Source organism: Aeromonas sp. R4-1 (genome assembly GCF_040908325.1).
Classification (GTDB): Bacteria; Pseudomonadota; Gammaproteobacteria; order Enterobacterales; family Aeromonadaceae; genus Aeromonas; species Aeromonas veronii.
This window is the reverse complement of the sequence record NZ_JBFODM010000034.1, coordinates 1-15,107: the sequence shown is the minus strand read 5'-3', so window position 1 is coordinate 15,107 and position 15,107 is coordinate 1. Positions and strand designations below refer to the sequence as shown.

Here is a 15,107-nt window from a genome sequence, read left to right as displayed (position 1 = left end):
TAGAGAGAACGATCAAGGTCAATACCAGCAAGAGCCGAACCTATTCGTTCTTTCGGCAAGGGGTCATCTATTACCAGTTGCTACCTAAAATGAAAGAAGCCAATGCGGTCTTGTTGATGGATAAATTTATCTACTACCTGAAGCAACACCGCTTATATTCCCGCACACTTGGAATTATTTGAGTCTCTAAAAATGAGGGGATCTCTGAGATCTGGAGGTGGTGAGCCCGGCCAGCATTGCCCGTTTCAAACCGCTCAATGTGGCTGCATCGATGCAACTCTTGTGGGCCGGTAAAAACGTGGCGACCACCCTGCTGCTTGAAGGAAAAGTGCCCCCGGCACTGCTAGCCCGCCTCTATCCGGCAGGCAGCTTGCTGCAAAGCGGCGCCATTATCGCCGGTGCCTGTGACTGGCCGGTCTCCAGCCCCAACCCTTTCCTCGCCATGTATACCGCGATCACCCGCCAAGGTGAGCTTGGCTTGCTGCCCCCCGCCAGCGAGCAGATCAGCCGTCAGGCCATCTTGCAGGCCTATACCCTCAACGCCGCCAAGGTAATTGGGCGGGAGAAAGAGATTGGCTCCATCAGCGCGGGCAAGAGTGCTGACCTGATCTTGCTGGATCGCAATCTGGAGCAAGTAGCAAGCGAAGAGCTCAAGGAGACCAAGGTGCTCTGGACCATGTTCAAGGGCAAGCAGGTCTATTCGGCCCACTGACACCGAGAGAACAAACAGGCCCGCACTGCGGGCCTGTTGGCAAGATCACGACAAGCGCATGGCGTGCAGTGAGCAACCGATAACGGCGGGATTAGCGGCTCGTTTCAGTCAAGTCCTTGTCAATCCAGTATTTGGAACCGGAGATATTGGCATCGAGCAGCAACCCCTTCTCACCAATCTGGTAGATGGCCATGCCGCCATTGTATTTGGCGGTAAGCTCGGCGCTCTCCTTGCCGGCCACCACGCCCACTTCGGAAGTGGCCTCCCACCCCTGGGTCACGAAGGCATCGAATCTGGCCTTGTCTTCAAACAGGATCACCTGCTGATAGAACTTGCCGCCAATCCCGGCCGCCAGACCCGCACCAAACATCTTCATATAGGTGTGCTTGCCGGTTTTGCGATTGACTGCCACCCCGGCCCCCTGATTGGTATGCAACATCAGGGAGAACTTGCGCGAATCGAACACTGCATAGCCATAAGCCTTGTCAAACAACAACTTGGCTGATGGCTGCTCGTTGAACAACCGGATCAGCGCAGTGTCGGCCATGGTATTGAGCGCGATCCTCGCCTCTTTCGCCGTCTTGGGGTTGAGCATCTCGTTGAGCTCCTTGTCGGCTGCCTTCAGCCACTCCTTGCCGGTCGCGATGCTCTTGTCGGTCCAGACCCCGGCGGTATTGAACGCCTCTTCACCCCATGCAGAGATGGAAGCCCAGCTCTTTTTGGAAAAATCGCTGACATCCTGCCACACCTCCTTGCTGGTCTCGCTCACTGCCGCTCCCAGATCGGACGCTGCGGCCTTGAGCTTGGCCCAGTCGGCATAACAGGGTGAGAAGGCCAGACTCAGTGACAGGGCCAGCAACCAGTTACGCTTGTTCATTTTTTCACTCCCGTATTGTCGAGTGTCTGGGTTACCTGGGGCGATCACCTACAACAGGCTACCCGCTGAAAATCACCCCCGCATTATCGGAAGGGGAATCCGGTTAAGCAATCATTGAGTCCTGTTTATACCGCCACAGCCCGACAGCGGTTAACAAAAAGGCTGCTCATCAAAGAGGAGCAGCCTTTTTAAGCACAGTAAAACCGGACGGGCTTATTCGACCATCATCACCTTGCAGGTGTTGGTACTACCCACGGTTTCCATCTTGTCACCGTGAGTCAGCAGCACCATGTCACCGCTCTGCAACAGCCCCTTATCCTTGAGCACGGCCAGCGCGTCGCGGCACACTTCGTAGACCGGTTTGGTCTCGTCACCGTCAAACATCACCGGAGTGACGCCACGGTAGAGATTGGTCCAGGCCAGGGTCTTGTTGTGGGGAGACATGGCGAAGATCGGCAGACCGGAGCTGATACGGGACATCAGCAGCGGCGTGGTGCCGGACTCGGTCAGTGCCACGATCGCCTTCACCCCTTCCAGGTGGTTGGCTGCATACATGGTGGACATGGCTACAGCTTCTTCAACGGAAGTGAAGGTGTAGCTCATGCGGTGGTTGGAGACGTTCAGGCTCGGATGCTTCTCGGCACCGACACAGACGCTCGCCATGGAGGTAACGGTCTCGATGGGGAACTGACCGGCAGCAGTCTCGGCAGAGAGCATCACCGCATCGGTACCATCCAGCACGGCGTTGGCCACGTCCATGACCTCTGCACGAGTCGGCAGCGGCGCATTGATCATCGACTCCATCATCTGGGTCGCGGTGATCACCACACGGTTCAGACGACGGGAGTGGCGGATCAGCTTCTTCTGTACGCCAACCAGCTCGGGGTCACCGATCTCGACACCCAGATCGCCACGGGCGACCATCACAGCATCGGAACCGAGGATGATGTCTTCCATCGCCTCATCGGTGGCGACGGTTTCGGCGCGCTCAACCTTGGCCACGATCTTGGCATTGGAACCGGCTTCGCGGGCCAGCTCGCGGGCGTAGCGCAGATCATCGCCACAGCGCGGGAAGGAGACAGCCAGATAGTCCACGTTCATACGGGCAGCGGTCTTGATGTCTTCCTTGTCTTTCTCGGTCAGGGCCGGAGCGGAGAGACCGCCCCCTTTCTTGTTGATGCCCTTGTTGTTGGAGAGCGGCCCGGCCACGGTCACCGTGGTGTGAATGCGGGTGCCTTCAACCTGCTCGACCTTCAACTGCACACGGCCATCGTCCAGCAGCAGGATGTCGCCCTGCACCACATCGTCTGGCAGGCTCTTGTAGTCGATACCGACCTGCTCCTGGCACCCTTCCCCCTTGCCGAGTGCCGCGTCGAGAATGAACTTGTCACCGATGGCCAGATAGATTTTGCCATCCTTGAAAGTGGAAACACGGATTTTCGGGCCTTGCAGATCACCCATGATGGCGACGTGACGACCGAGCTTGGCAGCAATGTCACGCACCTGATTGGCGCGCAGGATATGGTCTTCAGCAGTGCCGTGAGAGAAGTTCATCCGCACCATGTCGGCCCCGGCGCGGATGATCCCTTCGAGGATCCCTTCGCGGTCGGTAGCCGGACCGAGTGTGGTTACAATCTTTGTACGTCTAGGCATGAAAGACTCCAATATGAAGTTGATATGACTTGAGATTCTGCCCCATCAAGCCCATGGCTCGATGCACCCGTTTACAAACCATCTGGGTGGTTTTTGTTATTAAATTACAATACTACACCAAGGCGGGTGGCATAGACAGTCGGGGGCCTGAGCCCCCGACGGTTCAGGAAGAGTGCGGGGTTTCGAAGCGGGATTCGCGCAATCCCTCTTTTACTTTCTTCAGATTTTCGCGAAATTTCATCCCCCGGCGCAGGGTAAAACCGGTCGCCAGCACATCCACCAGCGCCAGCTGGGCGATGCGGGATGCCATCGGCATATAGACATCGGTATCTTCCGGCACATCCATGGAGAGCACCAGATTGCACTCGCGGGCCAGCGGGGAGTCCTTGGCGGTCATGCCGATCACGGTGGCGTCGTTCTCGCGGGCCAGCGCGGCGATCTCGACCAGTGCCTTGGTGCGGCCGGTGTGGGAGATGAGCACCACCACATCCCCTTCGCTGCTGTTGATGCAGCTCATGCGCATCATGACGATATCGTCAAAGCTCACTACCGGAATGTTGAAGCGAAAGAATTTGTTCTGGGCATCGCGGGCAACGGCGGAGGAGGCGCCAAGGCCGAAGAAGCTGATCTTCTTGGACTGGGTCAGGATATCGACGCAGCGGTTGATGGCAGAGATATCCAGGCTGTTTTTGGCGGCATCCAGACAGGCCATGGTGGATTCGAAGATCTTGGCGGTGTAGGTATCAGGCCCATCTTCCGCTTCCACATGACGATTTACGTAAGGGGTGCCATTGGCCAGGCTCTGGGCCAGATGGAGTTTGAAATCAGGAAAGCCCTTGGTATCGAGACGGCGGCAAAAGCGGTTGACGGTCGGTTCACTGACGTCGGCCATCTTGGCCAGAGCGGCGATGCTGGAGTGGATGGCGGTCTGGGGAGACGCCAGGATCACCTCGGCAACCTTGCGTTCTGATTTACTGAAACTTTCCAAGTTGTTCGTAATTTTATCAAGGGTATTCATCATCACCACCAGGTGTTTTTGTAATTTAGCTTCAGTGTCTTTGCACTCAATCTACGGCTAAGCAAGTTTCCATTCAAGCTAAGGACTATACAAGACAAGCGGTTATGGCAACTAACGCCTGCCATACAAAGTATGACTCATCTCTAATTATTTCGTACTTTTCGTTACAAAACGTCACCTTGCCATGAAAGCGCTTACAAATGTTGCAAAGCAACAACACTGTGAGCAGGCGCACGTTTGTATCGATCCGGCAGGTGAGCAAGCCTGAGCTCGGATAGAATGGACCGTCATAATCCAACAATAATCTCGGGACACCAGAGTCGTCCCCATCCTGTAACGAAGGAGTTGTTATGCAGCATACCCATGCGCTGGTCGGCGATGTCGGCGGCACCAATGCGCGTCTGGCCCTGTGTGAGCTGGCCACCGGTACTATCTCTCAGGCAAAGACCTACTCAGGTCTGGCCCATCCCAGCCTTGAAGCCGTGGTACGCCTCTATCTGGAGGAACACAAGGTACAGGTGGCTGAAGCCTGCATCGCCATCGCCTGCCCCATCAACGGTGACTGGGTTGCCATGACCAACCACAGCTGGGAGTTCTCCATCAGCGAGATGCAGGGCAATCTCGGGCTGGCACGCCTGCAAGTGATCAACGACTTTACCGCCGTCTCGATGGCAGTGCCGGTATTGACTGAATCGGATCGCATCCAGCTTGGCGGCGCCGCGCCGGTAGCGGGCAAGCCCATCGCCATCTATGGTGCAGGCACCGGCCTTGGGGTCGCCCATCTGGTCAAGGCGGGTGAGCAGTGGCTGAGCCTGCCGGGTGAAGGTGGTCATGTGGATTTTGCAGCCAACACCGAAGAGGAAGATGCGGTGCTGCAGGTGATGCGTGGCGAATTGGGCCATGTCTCGGCAGAGCGTTTCCTCTCCGGCCCGGGTCTGGTCAATCTCTATCGCGGGCTGGTGAAATCCGATGGTCGTGAGCCAGAGCCGTTCGCCCCCAAAGACATTACCGAGCGCGCACTGGCGGGTGAGTGCCTCGATTGCCGTCGCACCTTGAGCCTGTTCTGCGTGCTGATGGGCCGCTTTGCCGGCAATCTGGCCCTCAATATGGGTACCTTTGGCGGCGTCTATATCGCAGGTGGCATAGTGCCGCGCTTCCAGGAGTTCTTTACCGGTTCCGGTTTCCGGGTCGCCTTTGAAGACAAGGGGCGCTTCAAGTCCTACCTCAAGGAGATCCCGGTGTTTCTGATCACCCATGAAGGGCCGGGGCTGCTCGGTGCGGGCGCTTACTTGCGTCAGTCGATGGGGATCACTATCTGATTGAAGAGGGGAACGAAGCGGGATCATCCATGGTTCAGCCTCGATTCAGTGTGAATGGCATATAGTAGCCGCACGTAACCAAGAGGGTTGTGCTTCACAAGGAGTGGAAAGCGACTCTCATCCGCTGGATACGTTTGTCACCTGACAAGCCTGAACTGTTTCAACCGGCCTTTTGGCCGGTTTTTTTTATGTCTGATATCCGGGATTACTGGGCCAGCGCCTTCAACTGCGCCTTGTCTGGCGGATTGTTCCAGTCGATGGGACCGTGGGTAAAACGGTACTGCAACCGTGGCAGGCTGGTCTCCAGCCACTCTTCCCGAAAATAGGCATAACCCTGATCCCAATCCGGATCATTGGCCCAACCGCTCTGGAGGAAGTAGAGGCGAGTGCCCTGCCCTTCCGGCACAAATCGCAGGCAAACCTGGGTCTTTTGCTGGCGGATATGGGGTAGGCTGGGCGGGAAATTCCAGCTGAAACTGAGCAGGTCATAGGGCATGACGGCCATGACCCGGCACCCTTCGCTGCCACGTTCACCCAGAGGGGCATCAGGCCTGAAGTAGATCTCGAAAGGACCATTCGGTTCGGCCACCATCAAACATTCGGGAGCCAGAAAACTGCGCAGACCGCTTTCGGTAGTCCAGGCGTGCCAGACATCGTCTATGTGCGCCGGAACAAAAATGTTGCCTTCAATCAGTTTATTGTCCATAAATCAGCGATCCTCAAGCCATCCATACAAGGGACTCCGGCAGTATAGCCCCATGGCAAATACAATGGACAGTGCTTAATCACACCCTTGTCATTTGCATCAATTAACCTGCCTCTGTGCAACTGCCTCAATGAACATTAGCTTGATCCGGGAGGGCATCATGATCCGGCTCATGGAAGAACACGACATTCCCCAACTGGCCCGGCTGTTTTTAAAGAGCCGCCGCCACACCTTTCACTGGGTCGATCCCGCCCGTTTCCAACTCGAGGATTTCGAGGAACAGACCAAAGGTGAACAGGTGTGGATAGCCGAACAGGGGGGCAATATCTGCGGCTTTATCGCCATCTGGCAGCCCGATCACTTCGTCCATCACCTCTATGTGTCAAGCGACTGGCACGGTCAGGGGATAGGACGCGCCCTGCTGGAGCGGGGCCTCGCTGATTCGCCGCACGGCTCGCTCAAGGTTGCGACCCGCAACACGGCGGCGGTAGCCTTCTACCATCGGCTGGGCTGGCAAAACAGTGATGAGACAGGCCACTGCGAGGTCACCGGCCCCTGGTGCAAGTTGCTTAGAAGCTAGCGGGACGCCCGGCACCTGCGTTTTGCGGCTGAGCAGGCACCAGCGGTGCCGGGGGGAAGAACCAGCGGTAGAGATCGAACCAGCCATCTCGCTGGGCAATCACGACCTCGTGCACCGGATCGCGCTGGAAAATTGCCACCTTGTTTTCGGTCAGCGGCACCCAGGCATAGTTGACCAGCGCATATTGCGACTGGATCAGGTTGTACTCATTGAGATAGGAGTCATCGTTACCCGATTCGTGCAGTTGGGTACGACTGTCGATGAGGTAAACAAGCTGGTTGAAGAAGGTCAGTTGAAAACCGGTCACTCGCCACTTCTCCCTGGTCGCCTCCTCCTCTTCAATCACGGTGATTTTGCCCCAGCGGCACACCCCGTGATAGTTGACTCCATTGGCCGACATTTTCAGGTCGTAATGGCAGCCCAGACTGTTGATAAACATCCCGACCACAAACAGCAGCACGACAAGCAGTGGCAACAGCAGCAAGGTATTTTTCAGCGTTCGTTTCATCAGAGATCCCTTACAGCGTTTTTTCGAGCTCTTTATAGGAAAGCACGCGAACCTGGTGACCGGAGACCAGCACCAGCGATGCCGGTTTGACGGGAGGCACGTCGCTCCGAGCCTCCATCTGGCAAACAACGCCGGTCGGCGAGTCGGTACAGTGCACATGGAGCCACTCGAAATGGAGATAGCTGGCGACAAACGCCACCAGCACAGCCAGTAGCAGATTGACGTATATCAGGCCCCTTGCCAGCATTGGCCGCCCGATACCGCTGAGAAAGGCAAGTTTGGCGCGCTCACCAAAAGAACGGGGAGCAGCAGGCTCTTTGATGACCTCGTGGTCGGAGCTTGGTGATGTCGACGGTGGCTGCGCAGCCGCTGCAGGCGTGGGCTCGCTCATCGGCTCGGGCAAGGGCTCACTCTCTGTTGGCAGTGCCTTGCCGTAATAGATCTTCATCTTGCAGTTCAGATGCAGGGAGTACCCTTTTTTCGGGGTACTTCTGATATCCAGCGTCTGGGGGGATGAAGCGAAGTGGCGGCGAATATTGGCGATAGCCACGTTCAGGGAGTTGGGGCTGATGGGGCGACCCAACCAGCCGATATCAAGCAACAGATCCTTGTCGCACACCTCGTCATGTTGATCGAGCAGATAGCTGAAAATGAGGCTCTCTGCCGATGACAAGCGCACCACCCGGGCGCTTTGCAAGTTGTCCTTGTCGGCACAGAAGATCAGCTCTCGCCTTTTGACATCAAAGACATAATCACCGAAGTGATAGGCTGATATGTTATTGCCTGGCGCAACCCCCGTCATACCAACCACCTGTTATTTGCATTCATCATGAAGAAGATGGGATTCCACACCTGATAAAGCCAGATGGCGGCTCAGGACTCGCTGTAATTAAACGAAATTCTAAAGGGTCGAGATCAGCGGCACAATAGATGCAGGCAGGCACGAGCGGGGAAAATGAAAATATGCGTCCAGCGCTGTCGGACTGCGTATCGGGCAGAGCATGATGCTGCGAGTATCGCCTATCGCGGCCACGCCAATCTCAGCTGAACAGTGACATTGGCATGACGAAAAGCTCTGCTGGACAAGGCCCCTTGCCCCTCACAACATCTCGCCGCACTTCACAATAAAGGGAACCTTGCATGCCCCGCAGGATGATCCAACGGGGCGAAGTGAACTGACTAGACCCGAAACTGCTTGAGCAGGGTGTCGAGCTGGGCCGACAGCTGCCGCAGATCACTGCTGGCTTCGGCAACCTGTGCCACTCTGGCCGCACTCTCGCTGTTGAGCGTCGCAATCCGGTTGACACTGTGGCTGACCGCCTCTGCCACCGAGTGCTGTTCTTCCGATGCCTGGGCGATATACATGTTCATCTCGCGGATCAGGCTGACCTGATTTTTAATCTTCTCCACCGATGTCTGCACATCTGCCGCCTCGATGCCGGCGCGGGATGCCTTCTCCTGACTCTGTTGCATTCCGGCCCCGACATTCTGGGTCGCTTGCTGCAACCGCTTGATACTGGCGCTGATCTCCTCCGTCGACTGGCGAGTACGGCCCGACAAGGTGCGCACCTCATCCGCCACCACCGCAAAACCGCGCCCCTGATCACCCGCCCGCGCCGCCTCGATGGCCGCGTTGAGGGCAAGCAAATTGGTCTGCTCGGCAATGCCGTTGATCACTTCGATGATGGTGCCAATGCTGCTGCTTTCGGTCGAAAGGGTGCGCATCAGGGTGGCGACTCGCTCCACCTCCCCCACCAGTTGATGGATGGCCTCATTGGCATGGCCCGCCAGATTGTAACCCTGCTCCACATAGAGGTTGGCCTCATCGGTAGCGCCAGAGGTTTTCACCGCGTTACCAGCAACTTCCTGCACTGCCTGACTCATTTCGGTAATGGCGGTAGCGACCTGATCCAGCTCGGATTGCTGGGCGTCACTGCCTACCCGGGTATCTGCCGAGAGGGAGTCACAGAGTTCGGCGGTTTGCAACACACCGGCAGAGAGCTCGTTGATCTCCGCCACCATCTCCTGCAACTTGGCAATAAAGTGGTTGATGTTGGTGGCCAACGCGCCCATCTCATCCTGACGGCCGATCTTCAGACGCCGGGTCAGATCCCCCTCTCCTTTGGCCAGATCGAACACCGCCTGATTCATCTGGTGAAGCGGCCTGAGCACATTGCGATGAATCAGCACCATCAACAGGGCGATGATGCAGAGATCGAGCACCAGGATCTGCCAGACGGTGGTGATCAACTGCTGGCGCAGTTGGGCCTGAATGGCGGCATCACTGGTTTGCACCAGCAATCGGGCCACGGTGTTTTTCTGGCCGCTGTCGTCATAGACCAGATCATATCCCCCATAGGCAGCGGTATCGGCAGGCATGGCTGTCACGGGGGCAATGCTCCCCGCCGTGTCACGGGCAAACCCGGCTACCAGCTTGTCCTTGTTGACCACCAGCAACGCACTGAGTATATCGGCCGCCAGCTCGGACTTTAGCGATGCCTCGATAAAGGCCGATTCATAATTCCACAGCGGGCCAGGCAGGGAGAGCTGCAGCCGGCCGATGGCCTGCTCGACCAGCGCACTCTGTTTGCTGTAGCTCTCCGCCTTGACGGCGTGGTAGTTGTAACCGCCAAACAACACCAGTAGCAGACTCACCGACAGGGAGGTCAACACGGCAATCCTGAACGTCAGACTTTTCCAATCCATGGTTTCCTCCCGGTTTTACGGCAGCCGGCGCAGTACCATTGAGCGGCACTTGCTATTGGTACTGTTACTGGTACTTGGCATTGATCTTGTCGATGGTGCCATCCGCCTTCATGGCAGCGAGGATCTCATTGAGCTTGGTGATGAGCTCATCGGGTGTGTCCTTGTTAAACGCCAAGCTCATCTGGGTTTCCTTGAACACGAAGACCGGCTTGGGTGAGGTCACCTTCTCCTTGCTGGCCAGATAAGGCGCCAGATACTGGCCGGTTGCCCAAAGATCGATGCGGCCCGCCTCCAGTTTCTTCACGTTGGCGGTGTCGTTGGCCGCCAGCTGCAACTTGGCAAATCCCTGGGCTTTGAGATATTCGGCGGCCGCATCGCCGTTATAGCCACCCACCGAATACTGCTTGGCATCTTCCAGTGACTTGACCGTGATATTGGCGGTCGAGCTGGAGAAAAACACCCAGTTGTTATTGACCAGCGGCCCTACCCACTTGAACAGTGCTTCCCGCTCCGGAGTGCGGGTCGTGGAGTAGAGGGCGGTATTGGGAGTACCGAGGGTATCTTCATACGCCCGTTTCCAGGGCATCAGGGTCAGCTTGTATTCGACCCCGGCACGCTTGAACAGCTCTTCGACCACCTCGGTCGACAGCCCGACAATCTTGCCCCCCTCCCCCTGCATGTTGAATGGCGGGTAATCCTCGGTCATCACGTTCAGTGGCGCAGCCTGAACAGCGCTTATCGCCATCATGGAAGAGACTGAAAAAATTGCACTTTTCCACAGCAGTTGATAGTTCATTGCAACCTCGCTTTGCTTGCCATTCATCCCTGAACATCCGCCGTTACCGATGGCGGTGCACGTCTGACCCGCTGGGGTCATGCCGGCTTTCACGGCTCGCCGCCCACCCATGTGCAGCAGCAAACAGATCCGGATTTTGCCTGTGCGCAACGAAACGCAACCGGCGAGGGAGGCTCACAACAAATCGAGGTGGAAACATGCCAGGGCAGCATAAGGGGAGTGCGGAGTGGGGCGGATAAGCCTCTGCCATACAACAGCGCCGTGGCAAAGAAAAAGCGCATCGTTTTATGACAGGGGTCTGGGAGAGAAATGATAGAAAACGCCAACATCCATTTTCCCATACTGCTCGAGGAGACCTCAGAGCCAAACCTGTCCTTTAGCTAAGGTCACGAAAAGAGATACGTCAAATGAGAATGCTAACCCCCTCATCTGCTTCCAAATTAGATTCCAGATGAGCTCCGCCGAGCCACAAAGTGGCGCGAGATACCCGAAAAACAGAAGGCCACCGCGAGGTGGCCTTCTCCAAATCAACAATGAACGTCTGGTGAAACTCAGTCCTTGGCCGCGTCCATCACACCTTCTTCGGAGTGCGCAGGCAGGATCAGGTTGAGCAGGATGGCGGCAACAGAGGCCAGGCCAACGCCTGCCAGCGCGAAGTCGCCAATCTTCATCTCCAGCGCACCGACACCGACGGTCAGAGTCACGGCGACGATGGCGATATTGCGTGACAGCCCCAGATCCACCTTGGATTCCACCAGCGTCTTGAGACCGATGGCAGCGATGGATCCGAACAGCAGCAGCATGATACCGCCCATCACCGGCATCGGGATGGAGGTAAGCAGCGCATTGAACTTGCCGAAGAAGGCCAGAATAATGGCAAACACCGCAGCCCAGGTCATGGTGACCGGATTGAAGTTGCGAGTGATCATCACGGCACCGGTCACTTCGGCGTAGGTGGTCACGGGTGGGCCACCGATGAAACCGGCAAAGCAGACGCCGATACCGTCACCGGCCAGCGTACGGTGCAAACCCGGATCCTTGGTGTAATCCTTGCCAGTCACGCCACCGATCGCCAACACGCCACCGATATGCTCGATACAGGGGGCGATGGCTACCGGCAACATGAACAACGCAGCAGCCCAGTTGATCTCCGGGGTTTCGAAGTGGGGCAGCGCCAGCCAAGGGGCGTTCACCATGCCATCGAAACTCACCTGGCCCATGAACACCGCCGAGACATAACCGGCAATCACGCCGCACAGGATGGGGATCAGCTTGATCCACCCCTTGCAGAACACAGCTGCAATCAGGGTGACCGCCAGCGAGATACCGGCCAGCGTCAACGCAGTCCCCGCAGGTACTACCTGCTCACTACCGGCACGGCCCATCGCCATGTTGCAGGCAACCTGCGCCACAGAAAGACCGATGACCATGATCACCGGGCCAATCACCACCGGGGGCAGCAATTTGTGCACAAAACCCATCCCTTTTGCCCGGATCAGCGCAGCCAGAATGAAATACATGAAACCGGCGGCAAACAGGCCAAACATGGTGGATGGCAATCCCCAGGTCTGGGTGGCGTAGATGATGGGGGCGATGAAGGCAAAGCTGGAACCGAGGAAAATCGGGACCTGGCGGCGGGTGCAGAGCTGGAACAACAGGGTGCCCACACCGGCGCCAAGCAGGGCCATGGAGGGGTTCAATCCGGTGAGCAGGGGCACCAGAACCATGGCGCCGAAGGCGACAAACAGGATTTGCAGCCCGGCGACACTTTGCTTGACTAAGGAAAACATGGATGTCCTTAATTTTTTGATAACTGATGGGGATATTTATCACTTTTCAGTTATCACAAGACTTTTTCAAGGCACAAAATGAACACAAATTCGTCACTTGTTACCTTTTACTGCTTGGGAAGGGCATGAAACTGGCTTTTTAGGCGGGATTCGTTGCTACAAGCATCGAGTATGCGATTTTACGCATTATTGTGACGAACGCCAATCGTTTTTCCATCATGTTTATTGTGTTCATGGTCAAAAATGCCGCCGCCAGGGGGCGCTCTATAATGGATCCTGTGAATCAAGATGGACAAGGAGTCCCCATGTCACAGCCCCCATTCAAGGCCAGCCAGCGCAGATTGCTGATCGGCTCGGCCATCGCTCTCGCCCTGTTTGCGAACCCGTTCAGTTATGATTTCGCCCAAAATGAGTGGCAAATGAATCAGGCCTATGCCAAGTCCTGCTTTATCGCCGGCACTCGCATCACGATGGCCGATGGCTCCACCCGCCCCATAGAGACGCTCCGGGTCGGTGAACGAGTGCTGGATCAACACGGCGGCAGTAACCGGATCCTGGCGGTCGAACGGGTCATACTGGGCAAGCGCAGACTCTACGGGATCAATGATCTGCCCCCGTTCTTTACCGCAGAACACCCTCTGCTGACCACGCGGGGCTGGGCGGCCATCTCACCGGCCATGACCCGAACCGAAAACCCGCAACTGGCGGTGCTGCCGCTATTTACCGGCATGCAGATAATGTGTCGCCCGGCACCTGCCATGGTGACGGGCAATCTGGCCCTGCAACCCCAGCTGGAATTACTGCTGGTTCAGTCACTCTGCTGGATCGAGGCATCTCCCACTACCGCGCTCTTCAATCTGCTGCTCGATGGCAGCCACAGCTACATCGCCAATGAGCTGATCGTTCACAACAAAGATGGCGATGGTGGCAGTGGGGGCAGCAGTGGTGGTGGCGACAGCGGTGGAGGCAGCAACAGCGGCGGCAGCGACAACGACGGTGGCAGCAACAGCAGCGGTGGCAGCGACAGCGATGGGGGCAGCAACAGCGGCGGTGGCAGCGACAACGGCGGAGGCAGCGACAGCGGCGGTGGCAGCGACAGCGGCAGTGATAACGAGAGCAGCAGCCACGACAATCAGGGTCAGGGAGAGCATGCCGGCGGAGAGCAGCATGGTGGAGGTGAACGGCATGCTGGTGGAGAAAAACATGCAGGGGGAGAACGCCATGGGGGTGGCCGCGGGTTTGGCAATGGCGTTGATGACAACGGCGTGGATACCGTCGATGCCAACGGCAACAAGCTCAGAGGTGACGGCACCATCGATGACAACGGTGTGGATGCCGTCGATGCCAACGGCAATAAGCTCAGAGGTGACGGCACAGTCGATGACAACGGTGTGGATGCCGTCGATGCCAACGGCAACAAGCTCAGAGGTGACGGCACAGTCGATGACAACGGCGTGGATGCCGTCGATGCCAACGGCAACAAGCTCAGGGGTGATGGAACCATCGATGACAACGGCGTAGATGCCGTCGATGCCAATGGCAACAAGCTCAGGGGCGATGGCACGGTCGATGACAACGGTGTGGATGCTGTCGATGCCAATGGCAACAAACTAAGAGGTGACGGCACGGTCGATGATCGCCAGCAAGTGCTTACCGATGAGCAGGAGCGGGCGCTGCTTAACAACGGTTTTCGCCAACAGGGGCAACCATGATGCGTAATCTGTTACCACTCCTCCTGCTCGGCCTCTCTGGCTGCGCCACGGTCGACACTCCGCCGCTTTACCATCAAATGGATAAGGCAGATGTTCAACTGGCCAATCAGGCCCTTGCCAAGGCACTGGAAACCCGCACCAAAGGGCAGAGCCTCACCTGGTTCAATCCGGCTAATCGTCACTCGGGTAGCGTCACCCCGCTACGCACCTTCCGCCATCCCAGTGGGGAGTGGTGTCGCGACTATCGCGAGCAACTCTATATCGGCAAGGCCAGCCAGCAGTGGCAGGATACCGCCTGTCGCAATCAGCAAGGGCGCTGGCGGCCATTGCGAACTTAGTGCATGCCACGGGGTAAACGAAAGGCTCTGTCCCAATTACGTGTTGAAAGGCTAATCTTGAAGTAGGCCATCACCTTGAGGTCTACCATCATGGATACCCCAGCCTTTCAACACCTGCTGTCTCTCTTTCCCCAGTTAACCCTGCGCCAGCGCCGTGTTGCTCAGCAGGAGCTCACTGCACCCCACACGATTACCTCGCTCAATACTCAGTTACCGGCATGCAGTGGCTGCCCCCATTGTCAGGCCGATGTTACCCAGCTGGCGCCTTGGGGATGGAGTCGGGGGCTGCGCCGCTACCGTTGCAAACTGTGTCTGCGCACCAGCACCGTTCTGACCAAGACGCCCTTGGCCAGATTGCGTAAAGCACAGTGCTGGGAAGACTACGCGCAAGC

General features: G+C 57.1%; 12 protein-coding genes and 4 pseudogenes. 7 read left to right on the top strand and 9 right to left on the bottom strand.

Features of this window, described 5'->3' with window-relative positions:
• Positions 1–182: pseudogene (locus tag AB5Y90_RS04430) on the top strand (IS4 family transposase); the annotation flags it as partial.
• 29 nt (positions 183–211) lie between these two features.
• Positions 212–712 (top strand): annotated as a pseudogene (locus AB5Y90_RS04425) (amidohydrolase family protein); the annotation flags it as partial.
• A 91-nt stretch (positions 713–803) separates the two neighbouring features.
• Here the strand turns inward: AB5Y90_RS04425 and AB5Y90_RS04420 are convergent.
• From AB5Y90_RS04420 to AB5Y90_RS04410, 3 genes are all read right to left on the bottom strand, one after another.
• Positions 804–1,589 (bottom strand): hypothetical protein, encoded by a 786-nt coding sequence (locus AB5Y90_RS04420; RefSeq protein ID WP_064340915.1) that lies wholly within the window; start codon positions 1,587–1,589, stop codon positions 804–806.
• Between the two features lie 213 nt (positions 1,590–1,802).
• Positions 1,803–3,242, bottom strand: a complete 1,440-nt coding sequence (gene pyk, locus AB5Y90_RS04415) for a pyruvate kinase (RefSeq protein WP_005353698.1) — start codon at positions 3,240–3,242, stop codon at positions 1,803–1,805.
• 163 nt (positions 3,243–3,405) lie between these two features.
• Positions 3,406–4,260: a MurR/RpiR family transcriptional regulator gene (locus AB5Y90_RS04410; RefSeq protein WP_005334759.1), complete on the bottom strand. Its 855-nt coding sequence runs from the start codon at positions 4,258–4,260 to the stop codon at positions 3,406–3,408.
• 347 nt (positions 4,261–4,607) lie between these two features.
• Between AB5Y90_RS04410 and glk the strand changes: the two are divergent.
• Positions 4,608–5,579, top strand: a pseudogene (gene glk, locus AB5Y90_RS04405) (glucokinase); the annotation flags it as partial.
• A gap of 205 nt (positions 5,580–5,784) precedes the next feature.
• Here the strand turns inward: glk and AB5Y90_RS04400 are convergent.
• The gene (locus AB5Y90_RS04400; protein ID WP_005334766.1) at positions 5,785–6,285 is read right to left on the bottom strand and encodes an SRPBCC domain-containing protein; all 501 of its coding nucleotides are present in this window, start codon (positions 6,283–6,285) and stop codon (positions 5,785–5,787) included.
• Between the two features lie 160 nt (positions 6,286–6,445).
• On the opposite strand from AB5Y90_RS04400, the gene AB5Y90_RS04395 reads away from it, so the two are divergent.
• The gene (locus AB5Y90_RS04395; RefSeq protein WP_257124565.1) at positions 6,446–6,865 is read left to right on the top strand and encodes a GNAT family N-acetyltransferase; all 420 of its coding nucleotides are present in this window, start codon (positions 6,446–6,448) and stop codon (positions 6,863–6,865) included.
• On the opposite strand, the gene AB5Y90_RS04390 is transcribed toward AB5Y90_RS04395, so the two are convergent.
• The 5 genes from AB5Y90_RS04390 to AB5Y90_RS04370 form a co-directional block, all read right to left on the bottom strand.
• Positions 6,855–7,373, bottom strand: coding sequence for a hypothetical protein (locus AB5Y90_RS04390; RefSeq protein ID WP_257124564.1), 519 nt, complete (start codon positions 7,371–7,373; stop codon positions 6,855–6,857). The two genes, AB5Y90_RS04395 and AB5Y90_RS04390, sit on opposite strands and share 11 nt — an antisense overlap.
• 10 nt (positions 7,374–7,383) lie before the next feature.
• The gene (locus AB5Y90_RS04385; protein ID WP_257124563.1) at positions 7,384–8,175 is read right to left on the bottom strand and encodes a winged helix-turn-helix domain-containing protein; all 792 of its coding nucleotides are present in this window, start codon (positions 8,173–8,175) and stop codon (positions 7,384–7,386) included.
• Between the two features lie 377 nt (positions 8,176–8,552).
• On the bottom strand, positions 8,553–10,079 hold the full coding sequence (locus AB5Y90_RS04380) for a methyl-accepting chemotaxis protein (RefSeq protein WP_307896369.1): 1,527 nt from the start codon (positions 10,077–10,079) through the stop codon (positions 8,553–8,555).
• 64 nt (positions 10,080–10,143) lie between these two features.
• Positions 10,144–10,875 (bottom strand): ABC transporter substrate-binding protein, encoded by a 732-nt coding sequence (locus AB5Y90_RS04375; RefSeq protein WP_201981361.1) that lies wholly within the window; start codon positions 10,873–10,875, stop codon positions 10,144–10,146.
• A 551-nt stretch (positions 10,876–11,426) separates the two neighbouring features.
• Positions 11,427–12,665: a uracil-xanthine permease family protein gene (locus AB5Y90_RS04370; RefSeq protein ID WP_005334784.1), complete on the bottom strand. Its 1,239-nt coding sequence runs from the start codon at positions 12,663–12,665 to the stop codon at positions 11,427–11,429.
• 305 nt (positions 12,666–12,970) lie between these two features.
• Here AB5Y90_RS04370 and AB5Y90_RS04365 point away from each other — a divergent pair, with 305 nt between their 5' ends.
• From AB5Y90_RS04365 to AB5Y90_RS04355, 3 genes and pseudogenes are all read left to right on the top strand, one after another.
• The gene (locus AB5Y90_RS04365; protein WP_257124561.1) at positions 12,971–14,377 is read left to right on the top strand and encodes a Hint domain-containing protein; all 1,407 of its coding nucleotides are present in this window, start codon (positions 12,971–12,973) and stop codon (positions 14,375–14,377) included.
• Positions 14,374–14,715: an RT0821/Lpp0805 family surface protein gene (locus AB5Y90_RS04360; RefSeq protein WP_257124560.1), complete on the top strand. Its 342-nt coding sequence runs from the start codon at positions 14,374–14,376 to the stop codon at positions 14,713–14,715. The genes AB5Y90_RS04365 and AB5Y90_RS04360 overlap by 4 nt, the downstream gene beginning before the upstream one ends.
• A 90-nt stretch (positions 14,716–14,805) precedes the next feature.
• Positions 14,806–15,107 (top strand): annotated as a pseudogene (locus tag AB5Y90_RS04355) (IS1595 family transposase); the annotation flags it as partial.

What these genes read in the sequence shown, in the direction of transcription:
- AB5Y90_RS04420 (WP_064340915.1), bottom strand. Translation starts at nt 1,589, where the DNA reads ATGAACAAGCGTAACTGGTTGCTGGCCCTGTCACTGAGTCTGGCCTTC.
- pyk (WP_005353698.1), bottom strand. Translation starts at nt 3,242, where the DNA reads ATGCCTAGACGTACAAAGATTGTAACCACACTCGGTCCGGCTACCGAC.
- AB5Y90_RS04410 (WP_005334759.1), bottom strand. Translation starts at nt 4,260, where the DNA reads ATGAATACCCTTGATAAAATTACGAACAACTTGGAAAGTTTCAGTAAA.
- AB5Y90_RS04400 (WP_005334766.1), bottom strand. Translation starts at nt 6,285, where the DNA reads ATGGACAATAAACTGATTGAAGGCAACATTTTTGTTCCGGCGCACATA.
- AB5Y90_RS04395 (WP_257124565.1), top strand. Translation starts at nt 6,446, where the DNA reads ATGATCCGGCTCATGGAAGAACACGACATTCCCCAACTGGCCCGGCTG.
- AB5Y90_RS04390 (WP_257124564.1), bottom strand. Translation starts at nt 7,373, where the DNA reads ATGAAACGAACGCTGAAAAATACCTTGCTGCTGTTGCCACTGCTTGTC.
- AB5Y90_RS04385 (WP_257124563.1), bottom strand. Translation starts at nt 8,175, where the DNA reads ATGACGGGGGTTGCGCCAGGCAATAACATATCAGCCTATCACTTCGGT.
- AB5Y90_RS04380 (WP_307896369.1), bottom strand. Translation starts at nt 10,079, where the DNA reads ATGGATTGGAAAAGTCTGACGTTCAGGATTGCCGTGTTGACCTCCCTG.
- AB5Y90_RS04375 (WP_201981361.1), bottom strand. Translation starts at nt 10,875, where the DNA reads ATGAACTATCAACTGCTGTGGAAAAGTGCAATTTTTTCAGTCTCTTCC.
- AB5Y90_RS04370 (WP_005334784.1), bottom strand. Translation starts at nt 12,665, where the DNA reads ATGTTTTCCTTAGTCAAGCAAAGTGTCGCCGGGCTGCAAATCCTGTTT.
- AB5Y90_RS04365 (WP_257124561.1), top strand. Translation starts at nt 12,971, where the DNA reads ATGTCACAGCCCCCATTCAAGGCCAGCCAGCGCAGATTGCTGATCGGC.
- AB5Y90_RS04360 (WP_257124560.1), top strand. Translation starts at nt 14,374, where the DNA reads ATGATGCGTAATCTGTTACCACTCCTCCTGCTCGGCCTCTCTGGCTGC.